The organism is Intrasporangium calvum DSM 43043 (assembly GCF_000184685.1).
Classification (GTDB): Bacteria; Actinomycetota; Actinomycetes; order Actinomycetales; family Dermatophilaceae; genus Intrasporangium; species Intrasporangium calvum.
Genome location: NC_014830.1, coordinates 3885263 through 3904172, shown reverse-complemented (window position 1 = coordinate 3904172; position 18910 = coordinate 3885263). Strand labels below are relative to the sequence as shown.

The 18910-nt window shown below is 71.1% G+C and carries 18 protein-coding genes and 1 pseudogene; 11 read left to right on the top strand and 8 right to left on the bottom strand.

Features of this window, described 5'->3' with window-relative positions; all coding sequences use genetic code 11:
- Positions 1-4: 4 nt before the first annotated feature.
- The gene (locus INTCA_RS17815) at positions 5-1084 is read right to left on the bottom strand and encodes an NYN domain-containing protein (protein WP_013494318.1); all 1080 of its coding nucleotides are present in this window, start codon (positions 1082-1084) and stop codon (positions 5-7) included.
- 229 nt (positions 1085-1313) lie between these two features.
- On the opposite strand from INTCA_RS17815, the gene INTCA_RS17810 reads away from it, so the two are divergent.
- Positions 1314-1661 (top strand): hypothetical protein, encoded by a 348-nt coding sequence (locus tag INTCA_RS17810; RefSeq protein ID WP_013494317.1) that lies wholly within the window; start codon positions 1314-1316, stop codon positions 1659-1661.
- A 49-nt stretch (positions 1662-1710) separates the two neighbouring features.
- Here INTCA_RS17810 and rocD read toward each other — a convergent pair whose 3' ends face one another.
- A complete protein-coding gene (gene rocD, locus INTCA_RS17805; protein WP_013494316.1) occupies positions 1711-2925 on the bottom strand; it encodes an ornithine--oxo-acid transaminase in 1215 nt (404 codons plus the stop codon).
- A gap of 189 nt (positions 2926-3114) precedes the next feature.
- Here rocD and INTCA_RS17800 point away from each other — a divergent pair, with 189 nt between their 5' ends.
- Together INTCA_RS17800 and INTCA_RS17795 are read left to right on the top strand one after the other, a co-directional pair.
- Positions 3115-4500 carry a cyclic 2,3-diphosphoglycerate synthase gene (locus INTCA_RS17800; RefSeq protein WP_013494315.1) on the top strand — a complete coding sequence of 462 codons (1386 nt, stop codon included), beginning with the start codon at positions 3115-3117 and terminating at the stop codon, positions 4498-4500.
- A 363-nt stretch (positions 4501-4863) separates the two neighbouring features.
- On the top strand, positions 4864-6129 hold the full coding sequence (locus INTCA_RS17795; RefSeq protein ID WP_013494314.1) for a PucR family transcriptional regulator: 1266 nt from the start codon (positions 4864-4866) through the stop codon (positions 6127-6129).
- A 4-nt stretch (positions 6130-6133) separates the two neighbouring features.
- On the opposite strand, the gene INTCA_RS17790 is transcribed toward INTCA_RS17795, so the two are convergent.
- The 3 genes from INTCA_RS17790 to INTCA_RS17780 form a co-directional block, all read right to left on the bottom strand.
- Positions 6134-7063, bottom strand: a complete 930-nt coding sequence (locus tag INTCA_RS17790) for a serine/threonine-protein kinase (RefSeq protein ID WP_148236671.1) — start codon at positions 7061-7063, stop codon at positions 6134-6136.
- Between the two features lie 209 nt (positions 7064-7272).
- On the bottom strand, positions 7273-7626 hold the full coding sequence (locus tag INTCA_RS17785) for an antitoxin (protein ID WP_013494312.1): 354 nt from the start codon (positions 7624-7626) through the stop codon (positions 7273-7275).
- Between the two features lie 73 nt (positions 7627-7699).
- Positions 7700-8878: an acyl-CoA dehydrogenase family protein gene (locus tag INTCA_RS17780; protein WP_013494311.1), complete on the bottom strand. Its 1179-nt coding sequence runs from the start codon at positions 8876-8878 to the stop codon at positions 7700-7702.
- A gap of 100 nt (positions 8879-8978) precedes the next feature.
- Here INTCA_RS17780 and INTCA_RS17775 point away from each other — a divergent pair, with 100 nt between their 5' ends.
- Positions 8979-9611 (top strand): TetR/AcrR family transcriptional regulator, encoded by a 633-nt coding sequence (locus INTCA_RS17775; protein ID WP_013494310.1) that lies wholly within the window; start codon positions 8979-8981, stop codon positions 9609-9611.
- Between the two features lie 222 nt (positions 9612-9833).
- On the top strand, positions 9834-10610 hold the full coding sequence (locus INTCA_RS17770; protein WP_041309034.1) for an inositol monophosphatase family protein: 777 nt from the start codon (positions 9834-9836) through the stop codon (positions 10608-10610).
- Between the two features lie 198 nt (positions 10611-10808).
- On the opposite strand, the gene INTCA_RS17765 is transcribed toward INTCA_RS17770, so the two are convergent.
- The 3 genes and pseudogenes from INTCA_RS17765 to INTCA_RS17755 form a co-directional block, all read right to left on the bottom strand.
- The gene (locus INTCA_RS17765) at positions 10809-11861 is read right to left on the bottom strand and encodes an ATP-dependent DNA ligase (RefSeq protein ID WP_041309032.1); all 1053 of its coding nucleotides are present in this window, start codon (positions 11859-11861) and stop codon (positions 10809-10811) included.
- A 90-nt stretch (positions 11862-11951) separates the two neighbouring features.
- A pseudogene (gene ligD, locus INTCA_RS17760) lies at positions 11952-12988 on the bottom strand (non-homologous end-joining DNA ligase); the annotation flags it as partial.
- Positions 12989-13155: 167 nt separating this feature from the next.
- Entirely contained in the window at positions 13156-13968 is an 813-nt protein-coding gene (locus INTCA_RS17755; RefSeq protein WP_013494306.1) for a UbiA family prenyltransferase, read from the bottom strand.
- A 60-nt stretch (positions 13969-14028) separates the two neighbouring features.
- On the opposite strand from INTCA_RS17755, the gene INTCA_RS17750 reads away from it, so the two are divergent.
- The 6 genes from INTCA_RS17750 (at position 14029) to INTCA_RS17720 (ending at position 18870) form a co-directional block, all read left to right on the top strand.
- Positions 14029-15105, top strand: coding sequence for a type III polyketide synthase (locus INTCA_RS17750; protein WP_013494305.1), 1077 nt, complete (start codon positions 14029-14031; stop codon positions 15103-15105).
- A 10-nt stretch (positions 15106-15115) separates the two neighbouring features.
- Entirely contained in the window at positions 15116-15649 is a 534-nt protein-coding gene (locus INTCA_RS17745) for an isoprenylcysteine carboxyl methyltransferase family protein (protein WP_013494304.1), read from the top strand.
- Positions 15646-16731, top strand: a complete 1086-nt coding sequence (locus INTCA_RS17740; RefSeq protein ID WP_013494303.1) for an NAD(P)/FAD-dependent oxidoreductase — start codon at positions 15646-15648, stop codon at positions 16729-16731. Before INTCA_RS17745 ends, INTCA_RS17740 begins: the two co-directional genes overlap by 4 nt.
- Positions 16728-17366, top strand: a complete 639-nt coding sequence (idi, locus tag INTCA_RS17735; RefSeq protein WP_013494302.1) for an isopentenyl-diphosphate Delta-isomerase — start codon at positions 16728-16730, stop codon at positions 17364-17366. The genes INTCA_RS17740 and idi overlap by 4 nt, the downstream gene beginning before the upstream one ends.
- Before the next feature lie 1016 nt (positions 17367-18382).
- Positions 18383-18631, top strand: a complete 249-nt coding sequence (locus INTCA_RS17725) for a ribbon-helix-helix protein, CopG family (RefSeq protein WP_041307937.1) — start codon at positions 18383-18385, stop codon at positions 18629-18631.
- Positions 18628-18870, top strand: coding sequence for a hypothetical protein (locus tag INTCA_RS17720; RefSeq protein ID WP_013494300.1), 243 nt, complete (start codon positions 18628-18630; stop codon positions 18868-18870). Before INTCA_RS17725 ends, INTCA_RS17720 begins: the two co-directional genes overlap by 4 nt.
- Positions 18871-18910 lie beyond the last annotated feature (40 nt).

The following is an 18910-nucleotide window of genomic DNA, read 5'->3' as shown; positions in this document are numbered from 1 at the left end:
CGCCTCAGTGACCCAGCTCGTCGACCGCGTCCCAGAACTGTTCGCGCAGCCGGTAGCGGATCTCGTCGGGGATGTCGTACACGTCGAGCCGGGCCGACAGGTCGGTCAGCAGAGTCCGGTCGAGATCGCTGGGGATGAAAGGTCGCTCGCTCATCACCCGGCGGTGGTCCTCCTTCGTCGCCGCGGCACGCCAGGCGGTCACGACTCCGCGACAGACGTCGTCGATCATCTCGATCATCGCGGGGGAGAGCGTGTGGGCCCGGAGCACCGGGTGGTCGCTGCTGCTCGACCAGGCCACCTTGCTCCCACCGCCAACGGCGCCTGCTCCCACCGAGCCGCTGGTGCCTGCCGTGTGCTGCGGCCTGCTGTGCGCGAGGATCGCCGGCGTCGGGCGCTCGGGCTCGCCCCCGGGGGAGAGAGCGGGCTCGTCAGCGTCTTCCGCACTGGGCCGGGGGACCGAGCGCGGTCCCGGGAGCGGTACGACGACACCGGCCGCCTCGGGGGACAGCGTCCCCTGCGTCTCCGGCTGGTGCTGGCGCGGGCGGATCGTGTCGTCAATCGTGGCGGGCTGGACCAGCTCGAGGCCGTCGGACTCGCGGACGAGGTGGTTCGACACCGCGTGCGGCCGGCCGGACTGGTCCGGCACGGCGAGGATGACGACCTGGGCGCCGTGGCTCTGCGCCTCCTCCACCGCCTCGGACAGGTCATCGTCGCCGGAGACCAGGTACATGATGTCGACGACGTGGTTGCGCCCGTGCGCGGCCAGGTCGAGGCCGATGCGCAGGTCGACACCCTTCTGCTCGCCGTGTGGCGACGTCCGCCCCAGCCGCAGCTTGACCCGCGGCAGCATGCCGATGGACTCCTGCGTCGCGTCCGGGGCGCCACCCGGGCGGTTGCCGGAGTCGTACCAGTTGAGCCGGAGCAGGGGGAGCCCGCTCAGGGACTCCGCCTGATCGACGAGCCCCGTGACCAGGTCGGGGTAGGAGATGACGACGCTGCCCCGCAGGCTGGTCCCCGTCACGCGGGTCGCCGCGGCCGCGAGGAGGTAGCCGGCGTCGACGTAGAGGGCGCAGTGGGACCGCATACCTCAGCCTCCCATGAAAGCCGGGACCCTGACGGACGTCGCCCGGACGTCGGCCGTGCCTGTGCGGGCTCGGGCAGGCTCGTGCCGGAAGCGGGCACGGCGGCGTGAAGCGGGACCGGCCTGGGTAGGGGTGACCCGTCTCACCCGTTCCGATCCGTATGTCACACAGTTCGGTTCATAGACTGAAGGTGGGAGCGCAGAGCCGTCACCCCGCTGAAGGAGCGTCCACATGAACGCCGGAGCCAGCCACGCCCTCATCGGCCGCGTCCGCCTCGAGGACGGCGCCACGACCGACGACCTGGGGTTCATCGAGCGGGCTCTCGCCCAGCTCTTCGCCCAGCTGTCCCGGTTCGACCCGCAGATGGTCGACATCGGGCTGCGGTTCAAGGACCGGGGGCAGCCTGGCATGCGCACCTCGCTGGAGCTGCACGTGCAAGGACTTCCGGCCATGGTCGGTGTCTCGGACCTGACCGACCCCAAGGACGCGCTCAACGATGCCGAGGCCAAGGTGCTGTCGCAGCTGCGCTCCAACGTGACGCGGCGCGCGGACCACCACCCGCGCCGCTCCACCGTCTAGGCCAGCCCGCGTCCAGCCCAGCCCAGCCCTCCAGCGGGCCGCTCCGGAATCACCTGAGGGTTCGGGCCAGGCTGTCCACGAGCAGCTCGACCTCCCCCTCCTCGATGACCAGCGGCGGCGCCAGGCGCAGCGTCGAGCCGTGCGTGTCCTTGGCGAGCACGCCCTCGACGAGGAGTCGTTCGCAGATCTCCCGGCCCGACGCCAGAGCGGGGTCGACGTCGATGCCGGCCCACAGCCCACGGACGCGGACCCGCTCCACTCCTCGACCGACGAGCGACTCGAGCCCGTCCTGCAGCACCTTGCCCAGTCGCGCTGCCCGCTCCTGGTACTCGCCGGTGGCGAGGAGCGAGACGACGGCACGGCCGATCGCTGCCGCCAAGGGGTTCCCGCCGAACGTCGACCCGTGGCTGCCCGGCGTGATGACACCGAGGACGTCCGCGTCAGCCACGACTGCCGACACCGGCACGATGCCCCCGCCCAGTGCCTTGCCGAGAATGTAGATGTCGGGGACGACGTCCTCGAGGTCGCAGGCGAACGTCGTGCCCGTCCGCCCCAGACCCGACTGGATCTCGTCGGCCACCATGAGGATCCCGCGACGCGTGGTCAGCTCGCGGACCTGGCGGAGGAAGCCGGCTGGTGGGATGACCACGCCGCCCTCGCCCTGGATCGGCTCGAGGAGGACCGCGACGGTGTCGTCGGTGATCGCAGCCTCGATCGCGGCGATGTCGCCATAGGGCACGAGGTCGAACCCAGGGGTGTACGGACCGTAGTGGTCGTGCGCGAGGGGGTCGTCCGAGAAGCTGACGATCGTGGTCGTGCGTCCGTGGAAGTTGCCGCCCATCACGATGATGCGGGCCTGGCCGTCCGGCACTCCCTTGACGAGGTAGCCCCAGCGTCGCGCCGTCTTGATCGCCGTCTCGACCGCCTCGGCGCCGGTGTTCATCGGCAGGACGAGCTCCTTGCCCGCGAGCTCGGCGAGGTCACGGCAGAACGGCGCCAGCTGGTCGCTGTGGAAGGCGCGACTCGTCAGCGTCAGCCGGCCGAGCTGCTGCTGGGCGGCCGCCACGAGAGCTGGGTGCAGATGGCCGAAGTTGAGCGCGGAGTAGCCGGCGAGGGCGTCGAGATAACGCCGCCCCGCCACATCCACGACCCACGCTCCGTGGGCGCTCGCGATGACGACGGGCAGGGGGTTGTAGTTGCGGGCCACCCACTGCTCGGCCAGGGACAGGTGCTCCTCGTGGGAGCTGACATCGACGGTCTGCATGGGCCCAGCGTTCCCCGCAGACGCGGCGGCCACAAGGGTTTCCGAGGGCCCTCATCGTGAGCCGGGTCTCAGTTCCCTGAGGTGGTCCGGCGGCGGCGTCGGCATACACTGGCGTCGGCGGGTGGCCGAGGCCAGGACTACCCAGTCCGGGTGTGTCGGTCCGTCGGCGACCGCAGCCGGAGGTTCGTCGTGAGCACTTCCAGGAACACCGTCCGCAAGGTAGTCATCCTCGGGGCCGCCGGCCGCGACTTTCACAACTTCAACGTGGTCTTCCGGGACGACCCCGCCTACGAGGTCGTCGCCTTCACCGCCACGCAGATTCCCGACATCGACGGACGCACCTACCCGCCGGAGCTCGCCGGCGGCCTCTACCCATCGGGGATCCCGATCGTCGAGGAGGCCGAGCTCGAGGGCCTCCTCCGCCGCGAGAGCCCCGACGTCGCGGTGTTCGCCTATTCCGACGTCCCGCACGAGCAGGTCATGCACATCGGCTCGCGCTGCATCGCTGCGGGGGCGGACTTCTGGCTCCAGAGTGCGCGGAGCACGATGCTGCGCAGTCGTCGGCCGGTCATCGCCGTGACCGCGGTGCGTACGGGCGTCGGCAAGAGCCAGACGACCCGGTACCTCTCGCGGATCCTGCGCGACCTCGACCAGAAGGTCGTCGCCATCCGTCACCCGATGCCGTACGGCAACCTTGCGGCCCAGGCCTGCCAGCGGTTCGAGACCTACGCGGACCTCGACCGTCACGAGACGACGATCGAGGAGCGCGAGGAGTACGAGCCGCACATCGACAACGGGTTCGTCGTGTACGCCGGGGTGGACTACGAGCAGATCATCCGGCAGGCCGAGGAGGAGGCCGACGTCATCCTCTGGGACGGGGGCAACAACGACCTGCCCTTCTACGCCCCCGATCTCCACATCGTCCTCGTCGACCCGCTCCGACCCGGGAACGAGGAGACCTACCACCCCGGTGAGGCGAACCTGCTCATGGCGGACGTCGTCATCGTCAACAAGTGCGACAGCGCCCAGGCGTCGGACATCGAGGCCGTCGAGCAGACGTCGCGACGGCTCAACCCGCGCGCCCGGATCATCCGCGCCGACAGCCCGGTCACGGTCGAGGACGTCAGCGCCGTCGCGGGCAAGCGGGTCATCTGCATCGAGGACGGGCCGACCCTGACCCACGGCTCGATGACGTACGGGGCCGCCGTCGTGGGCGCCCGAGCGGTCGGTGCGGCCGAGATCATCGACCCCAGTCCGTACGCCGTCGGGTCCCTCGCCTACACCTATGCCAAGTACTCGAACGCGGTCGGGATCCTGCCGGCCATGGGCTACGGGCCAGCGCAGATCCGCGACCTCGAGGCGACGATCGAAGCGACGATCGCGGCCACCGACGCCGATGCCGTGGTGTCCGGGACGCCCATCGACCTCAGCCGGCTGCTCAGCGTCAGCAAGCCGCTCGTCCGAGCCCGCTACGAGCTGCGCGAGCAGGTCCCGGGAGGGCTCGAGGCCGCCGTCCGCGACACGCTCGACCGACTGGTGACTGCTCGGTCACAGACTGCTGCCGCCGCCCACTGACCTCTCGGTCCACCGGGTTCGCTCGTCTGTCCGCTCAGGCTGACTGGAAGGCCCGGACCTCCACCGGGTTGGCGCAGGCGGTCGACGCCTCGCATGCGAGGGCGACCCAAGAAGTCGCCGAGCACCTCGGTGGACCCGGGGGGGTCCGCCGGCGCCGCTGGGGCCCGCGGCCGGTGGAGGTCGGCCACGGACCCGCCTCGGTGCATCCTCCGCCGTCGTGGCGCAGCACGTTCGGCTCCCGCTGCGATCGTCGACGCTGCCAGAGCGGCGCGGACATGCAGGGGTGGGGTACATCCCATGGTCCTCTCTTGATCCAATCGCGCGAAATGGGACATGCCCTAGTCTTTTGGCGGGGAGGTTGTGATGGATCACAGTGCGGACGGGTTGGTGCCATGGCAGCGCGCCCCGTTGCTCCTGGGTGCCGAGCCGCTCAGCGAGGTCGTGGAGCGCGACCGTGCGGAACTGGTCGCGGAGATGGTCCGTCGGCTCGGCACCGAGCTGCCGAGCTACGCGCGCGTCACCAGCGACGAGCCGACCGGCCCGATGCTGACCATGTCCCACCGCTTCGTCGACTACTACGTCGAGTCGTTCCGTCGCCGCGAGCTCCCCGACGCGGCCATGCTCGCGCCGGTCCGCCAGACGGCCGAGCGCCGCGCGACGTCCGGCATCCCGATGGAAGAGGTCATGTCCGCCTTTCACATCGGCTTCGCCGTGGTGACCGAGCACCTGGCCCGCCTGGCGGGTCCGGGCGATGCGTCGACCGTGATCGCCGTCCAGGCCCTGGGCTTCGACCTGGTCCGGCTCGTGGCTGTCGCGGTGGCGACCGGCTACACGACCGAGCGCCAGTCGGTCCTCGGTGAGGAGCTGGCGACGAGGCAGACCCTGGTCGCGGACCTGCTCGCGGGCACGGCGAGCGACGAGTCCGCGTTGCGCGCCGGGGTGCGACTTCCCCCCGCCTACATCGTCGTCGCCTTCAGTCTCGGGGAGAACGGGGTCCTCGATGACGACGAGGCGCAGCGGCGGGCCATCCGCCGGATCCGGATCGAGGCGACCCGAATCGTCGAGGAGCCAGTGCTCTGGGCGTCCCCACGCTCCGGTTGGCTCGCCTTCGTCCCCTATCCCGCAGGGTCCGACTGGTTCTCCATGGACGACCGGGTCTGGTTGGCCCTCACCCACCGTCAGGTGCAGGCCGTCGTCGACCTACCCATCTACACCGGGTGGGCGGCAGCCGCACCTGCCGGGGTCCCCGAGGCGGCCCGCCTCGCCAGGGACGTCTGTGACGTCGTCCTTGCGACCCACCGCCCGCCCGGCATCTACGATCTCGACGACGTGCTCATCGACTACCAGCTGATGCGGCCGAGCGCCGCCCGCGACCGGCTCAAGGAGATGATGACGCCCCTCACCGATCGCCCGGACCTGCTGCTGACCCTGCGGACCTACCTCGACACGGGTCGAGATCGGCGCCGCACCGCGCAGCTGCTCCACCTGCACCCGAACAGCGTCGACAACCGTCTCCGCCGCTGCGCCGACCTGACCGGCCTCGACGCGACGCAGTCCGAGGAGGCGATGGTGATCCGGGCTGCCCTGCTCGCGTCGGCGACCCAGGCGGCGGTGGCCCCGCCCTTCTGACTCCTCAGTGGTCCGCGGGTGAGGGCATCCCCTGGGTGGGGACCTCCTCGGGGGCCAGCATCTCGTCGGGCACCCCGTTCAGGGCCCGGGCCAAGCCGAGGGCCAGGCCGGCCACCTCCTGGTCACCGAGACCGAGACGAACGGCGACCGCAGCGGCGTTCGGGGGCCGGTCGGCGGGGTTCTTCTGGAGACAGTCGTTGATCACCTGCGCGAGGTCGTCCGGGACGTCCTCCGGCAGCGGCGGGGGAGGCTCGTTGACATGGCTGAGCGCGGTGGCGATGGGGGTGCCGCGGTCGAAGGGGCGCGACCCGGAGAGCATCTCGTGGCCCACGACGCCGAGCGCGTACAGGTCGCTCGAGCCGGTGGCGGGCTGGCCCATGGCCTGCTCAGGGCTGATGTAGTTGGGAGTGCCGAGCATCTCGCCGTGCTGGGTGTGGCCGGAGGCGTCGAGGGCCCTGGCGATCCCGAAGTCGGTGAGCTTCACGACGCCGTCGGGCCGGATCAGGATGTTGGCCGGCTTGACGTCGCGGTGGATGACCCGGGCCTCGTGGGCCACGGCGAGCGCGAGCGCCGCCTGACCCATGATCGAGCGGGCCTCTGCGGCGGGGAGGGGAGCGCGCTCGCGGAGGATGAGCGACAGGGGCTCCCCGGCGACGAGCTCCATGACGAGGAAGGCGAGGCCGTCGTCCTCCCCGTAGTCGAAGACCGTGGCGATGTTGTTGTGGTTCAGGCCGGCCGAGTGGACCGCCTCGTCGCGGAACCGGAGGGCGAAGAGCTTCTCGTGCTTGGAGTCGGGGCGCATGATCTTGATCGCGACCGGGCGCTTGAGCACGTCGTCACTGCCGGCCCAGACGTCGGCCATGCCGCCGGACGCGATGCGTTGTTCGAGGCGGTATCGGTCGCCGAGGACGAATCCCTCTTGGAGACGGTTCATGGCACGGGCACCCATGGCCTTTCGGACGGAAGGTGCGCGTCTTGTGACATCTCAGGGGCCTTCGTCAACGGGAATGATACGCGGGTGCTGGGGCGGGTGGGTCACTTCGACGCCGTGTGGTATTGGCGTCCTGCGCCACCCATCTTCTACCCAGAACGGCTTTTGTCACCCTATCCCCGGGGCGGGCCTCTGTGGGTTCGGGCGGCGCCTCAGGACGGCGACCCCTCGGGAGCGTCGTCGTCGTCGAAGGCCGAGTACCTGTCCTCGGGCACGGTCGGCGCCGGCGCAGCGTCCTTCTGCTCGACGAGCTTGGTGATGCCCTTGTCGACCTGCTCGCGGACCTTGGTCACGGTGTCCGCATGCTTGCCACCGGTGCGCGCGTCGACGGTCCGGGCCGCCTTGTCGAGGACGTCGTCGACCTTGTCACGGTTCTCCGCCGCGTAGCCTGCGGCGAGACCCGCTGCCGCCTTGACGACCTCGACCAGGGCGTTGCCGAACTCCTTGGCCTTGGCCTGCAGGTCGACCTCGTCGGCCTTCTGCTTCATCTGCTCGCTGAACGTCACCGTGGTCTCCTTACCCCTGTGGTGAGCCTGTGATCAGTCCAACGGCGGCGGGCCGCTCCGCGTTCCCGCAGCCTCAGCGGAAGGCGGCCTCACCGGTCAGGGCCTGGCCGATGACTAGCTGGTGGACCTCGGAGGTGCCCTCGTAGGTGAGGACCGACTCGAGGTTGTTCGCGTGGCGCATGACCGGGTACTCGAGCGTGATGCCGGCGGCCCCGAGGATGGTGCGGCACTCGCGGGCGATGGCGATGGACTCGCGGACGTTGTTCAGCTTGCCGAGGCTGACCTGGTTGGACTGGAGCAGGCCCTCGTCCTTGAGCCGGCCCAGGTGCAGGGCGAGGAGCATCCCCTTGCCCAGCTCGAGCGCCATGTCGGCGAGCTTGGCCTGGGTCAGCTGGAAGGCGGCCAGGGGGCGGTCGAAGATCTGCCGCTCAAGGGCGTAGGTGATCGCCGTCTCGAGGCTGTCCCGGGCGGCGCCCAGCGAGCCGAAGATGATGCCGTAGCGCGCCTCGTTGAGGCAGGAGAGGGGGCCGGAGAGGCCGGCGGCCTCAGGCAGGATCGCCGACGCGGGGAGCCGCACCTCGTCGAGGACGAGCTCGCTCGTGACCGACGCGCGGAGGGACAGCTTCTTCTTGATCTCAGGGGCGGAGAAGCCGGGCGTGTCGGTCGGGACGACGAAGCCGCGGATCCGGTCGTCGGTCTGGGCCCAGACGACTGCGACGTCGGCGACGGAGCCGTTGGTGATCCACATCTTGTTGCCGGTGAGGATCCAGTCGTCGCCGTCGCGCCGGGCGCGGGTGCGCATGCCACCGGGGTTGGAGCCGAAGTCCGGCTCGGTCAGGCCGAAGCAGCCGATCGCCTCGCCGGCGGCCAACCGCGGGAGCCACTCCTGCTTCTGCTCCTCGGAGCCGTGCTTCCAGATCGCGAACATGGCGAGCGAGCCCTGCACCGACACGAGGGACCGGATGCCGGAGTCGCCGGCCTCGAGCTCCATGCAGGCCAGCCCGTAGGCGGTGGCGCTCGTGCCCGCACAGCCGTAGCCCTCGAGGTGCATGCCGAGGACGCCGAGCTCGCCGAGCTCCTGGGCCAGCTCGCGGACGGGCAGGGAGCCGGTCTCGTACCACTGGCCCACGTCGGGCTTGATCTTCGTGTCGACGAAGTGCCGGACGGCGTCGCGGATGGCGCGGTCCTCCTCCCCGATGAGGTGGTCGGTGTCGAACAGCCGAAGTGGGGCGAGGGGTGTCGTGGGTGCCATGGGCTTCTCTCCGTCTCGGGTGGTGGCCGCGGGCGAGCCAGCAAACCTAACAGTGTTCGGATGTTAACCTAACACTGTTAGTTTCGACAAGGGAGGGCGCATGCCGAGGCCGAGGACGCCGCTGCTCAGCCGGGACCGCATCCGCGACGCCGCGCTCGACCTCATCGACCGCGACGGCCTCCCCGCCCTGTCCATGCGGAGGCTCGCCCAGACGCTGGGGGTGCAGGCCGCCTCGCTCTACACCCACGTCGCGACGAAGGATGACGTCCTCGACGCCGTCGCCAACCGGCTCATCGCGCAGGTCGACACGAGCGGCTTCGCCACCGGCTGGCGCGATGGCCTGCTGACCTGGGCCCGTTCGTACCACGCCGCCCTCGCCGCCCACCCCAACGCCGTCCCCCTCATCGCGACCGGCACCCAGCGCCGGGACGAGTTCCTCGGGATGGCCAACGCCGTCCACGGCGGGCTCGTCCGCGCCGGGTGGCCGGCGCGGCGGGCGACCGAGATCTCAGGAGCGGTCAAGTACCTGGTCATCGGCGCCGCGTCGACGCCCTTCGCGTCCGGGTTCGCCGACGACGTCCAGGTCTACCTCGACCGCTACCCCCACCTCACCCAGGCCCACCGCCTGCGCGCCGACGCCGCCCGGATCGACCGCGACAGCTTCGAGCTGGGCCTCCAGGCACTCGTCCGCGGGCTCGAGCCGGGCCCGAGCGCTCGTGCCGAGACGCCCTGAGACCCCGCCCACGACAAAAGGTGCCGTATGCCGCTGAGCCGGCTCAGTGTGATGTGAAGGGACATCCCGGACAGGTGTGTGAAGGCACCTTGGTGACACGTGGGCTGGGTTGGCTGATCGCGGGCCTGGAAGTGGTCGATGGAGCCGCCGTTGTCCTCGATGGCGTGGTGCCGGATGCCGCTGGGCTCGCTCCCGTCGGCCGGCCGCGGCTACGTTGTGGCCGTGGACACCGACGCCGTGCTGACCCTGCTGCAGGACGTTGCCGAGGAGGTCATCACGCCGCGCTTCCGGGCGCTGGCCAGCGGTGACGTCCACGAGAAGAACCCCGGCGACCTCGTCACCGTGGCGGACCACGAGGCCGAGGTCCTCATCACCCGGGCTCTCAACGCCGCCTACCCGGACGCCGTCGTCCTCGGCGAAGAGGCCCACGCCGCAGAGGGACTGCTCCTCGAGGCCTATGCCGGCGCCGACCACGCCTTCACGGTCGACCCCGTCGACGGGACGAAGAACTTCGTCCACGGCTCACCGGACCACGCCGTCATGGTCAGCGAGGTCCGGGACGGGGAAGGGGTGCGCGCCTGGATCTGGCAGCCGCAGCACGGCCTCGCCTACGTCGCCGAGCGCGGGGCGGGCGCCTACCGGAACGGAGAGCGGCTGCGCCGGGCCGTCCCCGACGGGGACGCCCTGGCTGGGCGGACGTCGCGGCGCGCCTGGATCGGCAAGGCATTCGGCGGGCTGGCCCCGTTGACGCTGACGTGGGTCTCGTGCGGCATCGACTACCCCAAGCTCGTCGAAGGCGAGACCGACTACCTCCTCTACGGCTCCACCCGCCCCTGGGACCACGTGCCGGGCGCGCTCCTCGTGCGCGAGGCGGGCGGCGCCGTCGGCCGCACGGACGGCAAGCCCTACGTCGCCCGCGACATCGCGGCCCCCGGCCTGGTCGCCGCCGCGAGCCCAGCGGCATACGACATCGTCTGGCGGGCCGTGGCCGGCGGGTGAGGGGTCCGGCGGCACACAGCTCGTCTGAAGAGCGCCTCCGGGAGGTGCACGCGCGGCCGGTCAGACACCCAAAGCCGGCGCCCAACCCATCGTCCACGCGTCGCAGTGCGTCGCTGGGAAAACTTCTGATGTCAGGGGGGCCGACCGTCCTGTATGCCGCTGAGCTGGGTTGCGCTCGAAAGCCACCCGAGCGGTGGGTCAGTCGCGGCCGGCGGAGAGGACGTCGGCGAGGTCGTAGCCGACCGGCTCCTCGAGCTGCGCGAAGGTGCACGACTCGGGCGTGCGGTCGGGGCGCCAGCGGACGAACTGGGCCGTGTGGCGGAAGCGGGTGCCCTCCATGTGGTCGTAGCGGACCTCGACGACCCGCTCCGGGCGGAGCGGCGTGAAGGACAGGTCCTTCTGGTTGTTCCACCGGGAGTACTCGGACGAGCGCGGCGTGCGGACACCCTCCTCGGGTTTGGCCCAGTTCCACGGGTGCTCGTCCCACTCGGCGACGAGTGGCTGGAGCTCCTCGTAGAGCTCGCGCCGCCGCGCCATCGGCAGGGCGCCGATGACACCGACGCTGGCGAGGTTGCCCTCGCCGTCGTAGAGACCGAGCAGGAGAGAGCCGATCGCCGTCGGGTCCGTCTTGTGGGTGCGGTAGCCGGCGACGACGCAGTCCGCGGTGCGCTCGTGCTTGACCTTGAACATCAGCCGCTTCTCCGGCTCGTAGCGGACGTCGACCGGCTTGGCGATGACGCCGTCCAGGCCGGCTCCCTCGAACTGGTCGAACCAGTCCCGCGCGACGGACTGGTCCGCGGTCATGGCCGTGAGGTGGACCGGGGCCTCGGCCCCGGCGAGCGCCCCCTCGAGAGCCGCCCGGCGCTCGCTGAACGGCCGGCCCCGGTAGTCCTCGTCGCCGAGCGCGAGCAGGTCGAAGGCGACGAAGCTGGCCGGCGTCTCCGCAGCCAGCTTGCGCACCCGCGACGCCGCGGGGTGGATCCGCTGCTGGAGCAGCTCGAAGTCGAGCCGGTTGCCCTCAGTCGGGTCGATGAGGATGATCTCGCCGTCGATGACGGCGCGCTCGGGGAAGCTGGCCTTGACCGCCTCGACGATCTCGGGGAAGTAGCGCGTCATCGGCTTCTCGTTGCGGCTGCCGATCTCGACCTCGTCGCCGGAGCGGAAGATGATCGACCGGAAGCCGTCCCACTTCGGCTCGTAGACGACGGTCCCCTTGACCGCCCCGAAGTCCTTGACCGCCTTGGCGAGCATCGGCGCAACGGGCGGGGGGACGGGTCCCCAGAGCGCCCGCAGGTCGGCATCCCGCTCGGCCTTGGGTGCCATGTACTCGGCGTCGGCCTTGTCCTGGCGCCGCTTGCTCGGCTGCACGCGCGGCGGCTCACCCGGCATCTTCGGGTAGTCGGGCGGGAAGTTCAGCTCACCGAGACCACGCTCGACGTCCCGGTCCCACAGGGCGATGGCCCTGGCGACGTCGCCGACGGCCTCGTCGATGCCGGCCCAGGCGTCGCCGCGGGCGTCGATGAGGGCGGGGACGGTCCGGACCGTCAGGGCCCTCGGGTCGGTGTCGGGCAGCTCCTCCCACGTGACCGGCGTGGACACGGGCGCGCCCGGCAGCGGTCGGGGCGAGTAGGACGAGGCGATGGTCCGGTCGCGGCAGGCCTGGTTGAAGTCGACGAAGACGCGCTCGCCCCGCTCCTCCTCCACCAGGAGGTCGTCACGAGGTCGGGGAGGCGGCGCTCGAGCTCGCGGGCGATGCCGATGACACCGTGCCGGACGTCGAGGAACTCGTGCGTCGGCGCGATGCGCGCGTAGACGTGGACGCCGCGGTTGCCGGAGGTCTTGGCCCACGCGGTCAGCCCGATCTCCGCCATGACCTCGCGCAGCGCGACCGCCGCCTCGACGGCATCACGGAAACCGCGTCCCGGCTGGGGGTCGAGGTCGATCCGCAGCTCGTCGGGGTTGTCGACGTTGCCGGTCCGGACGGGCCACGGGTGGAAGGTGATCGCGTTCATCTGCACGGCCCACATCGCGCTCGCCACCTCGTCGATGACGAGCTGGAGGTGCTTGCGCCCGCTCGGGTAGGTGCACATCACGGTGCGGGTGAAGTCGGGCACCCCCTTGGGTGGGTTCTTGCTGAAGAACTCCTCCCCCTCGATGCCCTCCGGGAACCGCTGGAGCGTGACGGGTCGGTCGCCGAGCGCGCGCAGCAGCGGATCGCCCACGGCAAGAAGGTATTCGGCGAGGTCGAGCTTCGTCACGGGTTGCGCGTCGGCCATCCCCGACGCCGGCCAGAGCACCCGGTCCGGGCTCGAGATCCGCACGTCACGGACGGTGCCATCTGGGGCGGGGACCTCGATCACCGCTGGCTTGGCGCTCACCGGTCGATCGTATGCCGCTGGGCTGACACCGCGCGGAACCGACGTCCGCGCCCTCCCGCCACTCAGTCGAGTGTGCAGAACCTGCCCGGCACCACCTGCACCTTCGATGGCGACCGAGCCCAGCGGCATACGGCATCCATTGCGCACTCGACGGGAGGGCTGGTGCCTCAGGAGGACTGGCTCACGACGAGGCTGACGACGTTGGCGAGCGCGATGCCCACGGCCGCGACGAACGGCACCCTGCCCCGGCCCTGCACCGCCACCGCGGCGAGCGCCACGCAGACACCGAGCAGTGCGACGCCCGGCGGGTCGAAGCCCCGACCGAGGGCGGCGACCACCGATCCGGCGAGCAGGACCGCGGGGGCGAGCACCCGCACGACGCCGGCACCGAGCCGGTGGGGGAGGCCGCGGACCCCCGTGGCCTCGTCGTCCGCGAGGTCGGGAAGGGCGTTGAGCAGGTGGGCGCCGGTCCCCAGGAGGGCGCCGGTGAGCATCACCCATGCCGGCGGCCACACCGGTGCCGGCAGGGCCAGGGTGACGACGGCGGGAAGGGCCGCGAACGCGACGGCATAGGGCACGGGAGACAGCGCCGTCCGTTTGAAGTACAGGTTGTACGCCCACCCGGACGCCACGCCGAGCAGCAGGTGCACCGCCGCGGACGCGACCCCGCACGCGAGCGAGAGGACGATGCACGCGGCCAGCGTCGCCCCGGTCGCCACGCGGACCGTCCGGGCCGGAAGGTCCCCTCGAGCGATCGGTTTGTCGGAGCGTTCGACGGCCCGGTCGCGGGCGGCGTCGACGAGGTCGTTCGACCAGCCGATCGAGAGCTGTCCGGTCAGCACGGCGGACGTGACGAGGGCGCCCCGTCCGAGCGGGTGACCCGCGGAGGCCGCCAGGAGCGCAGTGAAGGTCGTGACGGCCAGCGTCGGCCCCGGGTGCGAGGCGAGCGCCAGGCCGCGGGCCACGCCACTGATCGACACGGTCCGAGCGTAGGGGAGCGGGGGTGCGGAGATCGCGGGATCTCCGCTTAGGCTGACCGGGTGAGCCACCTCGCGGCCGTCCAGGGCGTCCTGCCGGAGCACACGTATGCGCAGTCGGAGATCACCGCGGCCTTCGCCGACGTGCTCGGCGCCACCGGCTCGGACCGGGCGCTGCTCGAGCGGCTCCACGCGAACGCCGGCGTGAGCCGGCGGCACCTGGCCCTCCCCCTGGAACGCTACTGGCAGCTCCCGGACTTCGGTGCGGCCAACGACGAGTTCATCCGGGTCGGCACCGACCTGGGGGGCACCGCCGTGACCAAGGCCCTCGCCGCGGCGGGCCTCCACCCCGGCGACGTCGACCTCATCGTGTCCACGACGATCACCGGCCTCGCGGTCCCCTCGCTCGAGGCACGCATCGCGGGCCAGATCGGCCTCCGGGACGACGTCAAACGGGTCCCGCTCGTCGGCCTCGGCTGTGTCGCCGGAGCAGCCGGGATCGCCCGGATCCACGACTACCTCCTCGGTCACCCGGACGACGTCGCGGTCCTCCTGTCCGTCGAGCTGTGCAGCCTCACCGTGCAGCGGGACGACTCGTCGGTCGCCAACCTCGTGGCCAGCGGCCTGTTCGGGGACGGCGCGGCGGCCGTCGTCATGGTCGGTGAGAGGCGAGCCGCTGCGCACGCCGGCGCCGCTGAACAGCCGCGCGTCGTCGCGACCCGCAGCCGCCTCTACCCGGACACCGAGCGGGCCATGGGCTGGGACGTCGGCGCGACCGGGCTGCGCATCGTCCTCGGCGCCGAGGTGCCCGACCTCGTCCGCGCCAACGTCCGCGGCGACGTCGACCGCTTCCTCGGTGATCACGGGCTGGCCCGGGATGACATCGGCTGGTGGGTCGCGCACCCCGGCGGCCCCAAGGTGCTCGAGGCGATGGAGGAGGCGCTCGAGGTCGACCGCGAGGCCCTCGGGGTCACGTGGCGCTCGCTCGACCGGATCGGCAACCTCAGCTCGGCGTCGGTCCTCCACGTCCTCGCCGACACGCTCAGCGAGAGCACGCCCGATCCGGGCACCTGGGGGGTGCTCCTCGCGATGGGGCCCGGCTTCTGCCTCGAGCTCGTCCTCCTCCGCACGGCCGACTGAAGGAGGTGCGGTGGCCAGCCTCTCCCTGTGGCTCTTCAGCGGCCTGGTCCTGCTCGTCGGCCTGGAGCGCGTCGCCGAGCTGATCGTGTCGAATCGCCATGCCTCCTGGGCGTTCTCCCGTGGGGCGGTCGAGCGCGGGCAAGGTCACTACCCGGTCATGGTGGTGCTCCACAGCGCACTGCTGGTCGGCGCGGTCGCCGAGGCCTGGCTCACGGACCGTCCGTTCCTCCCGGCCCTCGGGTGGACGATGCTCGTGATCGCCCTCGGGTCCCAGGCACTGCGCTGGTGGTGCATCCTGACGCTCGGCAACCAGTGGAACACCCGCGTCATCGTGGTTCCCGGGCTGCCGCTCGTCCGCCGCGGCCCCTATCGCTTCCTCCCGCACCCGAACTACGTGGCGGTCGTCGCCGAAGGGCTCGCGCTGCCCCTCGTCCACACCGCGTGGGTCACGGCCACCGTCTTCACGCTGGCCAATGCACTGCTGCTCACCCAACGGATCCGCGTCGAGAACGATGCCCTCCGAGAGCTCGCGGTGATGTCATGAGCCACCCTGCTGCACCGACTGAGAGCAGCGACCTCATCGTCGTCGGTGGCGGTCCGGTGGGCCTCGCCACGGCGCTCTACGCCGTCCGCCAAGGTCTGTCCCCGGTGGTGCTCGAGCCCCGGACCGGGGTCATCGACAAGGCGTGCGGCGAGGGGTTGATGCCCGGTGGGCTGCAGGCGCTCGTCGACCTCGGGATCGACCCGCCCGGCTACGAGCTGCGGGGGATCCGTTACCTGGCGGAGGGCCGAGCGGCGGAGGCCGACTTCGCCGCTGGGCCGGGGCGCGGGGTCCGTCGGACCGTCCTCCACGCCGCCCTCCTGGATGCTGTCGCGGGGGCCGGGATCCCCATCCTGCCGTTCGCCGCCGCAGCACTGACCCAGGACGACGCGGGCGTGACCGTCCACACCGAGGGGGGTGGATCGCCCGGCCCGACCGTGCGCGCGCCGTGGGTGGTCGCCGCCGACGGTCTGCACTCGCCGACGCGTCGCTTCCTCGGCCTCGACCGTGCGGTGGCGAAGTCGGAGAAGAGATATGGCCTGCGCCAGCACTACGGAGTCCCGGCGTGGAGCGACCACGTCGAGGTGCACTGGGGTCCGCACGCCGAGGCGTACGTGACGCCGGTGGCCGACGACCTCGTCGGCGTCGCGATCCTGAGCCACCGGCGCCCGGCCGACCGGGAGCCGCTCGGCGAGTTCCCGGAGCTGCTCGGCCGCCTCGGGGGCGCTCCCGTCGTCACGTCCCTGCGGGGCGCCGGCCCACTGCACCAGCGGACCACCCGGCGGGTCGCCGGTCGAGTCCTCCTCGCTGGGGATGCCAGCGGCTATGTCGACGCGCTGACCGGCGAGGGCATCTCGCTCGGCCTGGCCCACGCGCGCGCCGCCGTGGCGGCCATCGCCGCGGAGGACCCGCACTCCTATGAGCGTTCGTGGCGGGCGGCCACCCGCCGTTACGCGCTGATGACCCGCAGTCTCGTGCAGGTGACCCGTCCGGCGCTCGGGCGACGGCTCCTCGTACCCGCGGCGGCGGCGCTTCCGGCTGCCTTCCGTGCGGCCGTCAACGAGCTCGCGAGACCGGTCAGGTGACCGGTCCCGTGATCGAGACCAGATCAGCGGCCGAGGCGGCCGAGGAGCTCGTGGTGCTCCTCTCGCTGGACGGCCGGGCCATCGGCACGGCCCCCAAGGCGAGCGTCCACGGAGCCGACACCCCCCTCCACCTCGCCTTCTCGGCCTACCTGTTCAACGACCAAGGCCAGCTGCTGCTCACCCAACGGGCGCACGACAAGGCGACGTTCCCGAGCGTCTGGACGAACTCAGCCTGCGGACACCCGGCACCGGGCGAGGGGCTCGCCGAGGCCGTGCACCGGCGGGCCGCGACGGAGCTCGGCCTCCGGGTGGACGACCTGCGCCTCGTGCTCCCGCGGTTCTCCTACCGGGCAGAGATGGACGGGGTCGTCGAGTGGGAGCTCTGCCCGGTCCTGGTAGGCCGAGTCGACGGCGTGCTCTCGCCCGACCCGGCCGAAGTCGCCGGCACCGACTGGGTGGACTGGAGGGAGTTCGTCGTGCAGGTGCTCGCGGGACGACGCGACGTCTCCGCCTGGTGCCGCGAGCAGGTCGAGGCCCTCGAGCGCCTCGGTCCAGGCCCGGACGCCTGGCCGACCGCAGACCCCGCCGAGCTGCCTCCTGCGTTGGACGGGCTGCCAGGGCAACGCCGAGGCTGAGGAGGAGCCCGCCTCCGGCGGTCCGAACGATGCTCTTGACTGTCGCCCTCGCCCATCGGAATGAGGTATGCCGCTGAGTCCCCGGGTGCCAGCGCGCGCCGGGCGGTCGGGCGGGGTGGTCGGGCGGGGTGGTCGGCTAAGTGGTGCGCTGCGTGGTCGGCGGGGTGCGGTTCCGTCAGGTCGCGTTGAGGACGGTGTCCGTCAGGTCACCCAGGACCCCGATCCGGCGGCGCGCCAGGGAGAAGTCCTGTGACTTCATGAACTCGTTGTGGAGGATCGCGCAGTCAAGCCCCGCAGCGACGGCCGAGCTCAGCCCTTGGCTGAGTCCTCGACCACCAGCCCTCTTCCCTGGCGGCTCCGAACCGCTTCAACCCGATCAGATACGGTTCCGGGTCGGGGTTGGCGAGCGTGTAGTCCTCGCGGACGAGTACGAAGTCCATGTATGGCGGCACCACGATCTCGGTGGATGAGCTCGGTCCACCCGTTTCGCCGTCGTCACCATGGCCATGCGGACGTGGTGCGACAGCTCTGCGAGAGCGTCGAGGACGCCGCCGATCTCGATGGCCTAGGTCGGCTGGTACTCCTGGTAGTAGGCGTCACAAACCTCGCGCTGCCGTTGATGGTGTGCTCGTCGACGCCTGCTGCCCGGGCCCGGGCCCACGTACCGTGGCCTCGGCTCAGGTCCCGGAGGTACTTGTCCATATCGATGGTCACGCCAACGTCGCGTGGGCGCGCTCCCCAGCCTTGAAGTACCAGAGCTCGGTATCGACGACAACACTGTCGTGGTCGAAGAGGATGTACTTCTTCACGCGGCTGATCGTTCCGCAGTTGGGTCGCCATCCACAGCGACCCCGATGCTCACGGGCAGGAGGGAACGGGTCCAGCGTCTATACCGCCCACTGTGGGCGCCCCACTCCGCCCACAAAGACGCATGACCTAGAGCGCTGACTCGTCCGGCCATGTCCGGAGTCGATCCAGCCTTTCCCGTCCGGCGGTTTTCGTTATACGATTTTGTCATGGTGAGTGATGACCACGTGACGGAAGAGCAGATTCGCAAGTGGGCAGACGAGGCCGAGGCGGGGTATGACGTCGACCAGCTCAAGCGCCGGGGGCGAGGACGACCCGGGCGTGGAGCCGAGCCCACGCAGGTCATCGCCGTGCGGCTCACCGCCGAGGAGATCGCGGCCCTCGACGCTTACGCCGCGCGGGAACACCTCTCGCGCTCCGAGGCGATCCGACGGGCCCTGGCCGGCTACGCCGCGTGAAGGTCAATCCGAGTGCGCTCAAGCACGGAGTGCTGGCTGAGGATGCGGTCCAAGCTGCCGACCTGTCGCTGTGGATCGAGCCCCTGGAGGAAGAGGAGTGGCCACGTCGCGAGCTCCGGCTGGGCTTCGACACGCATGCACGCCTGCTGGAGACCGTGGTGCTGATCTTCCGGAGCGGCGAGGAGATGATCATCCACGCGATGCCGGCTCGGCGACATTACTGGGATCTTCTGCCCTGATCCAAGGCGCATATTTCCGGCTCCTCTGACCCTTCCGTGG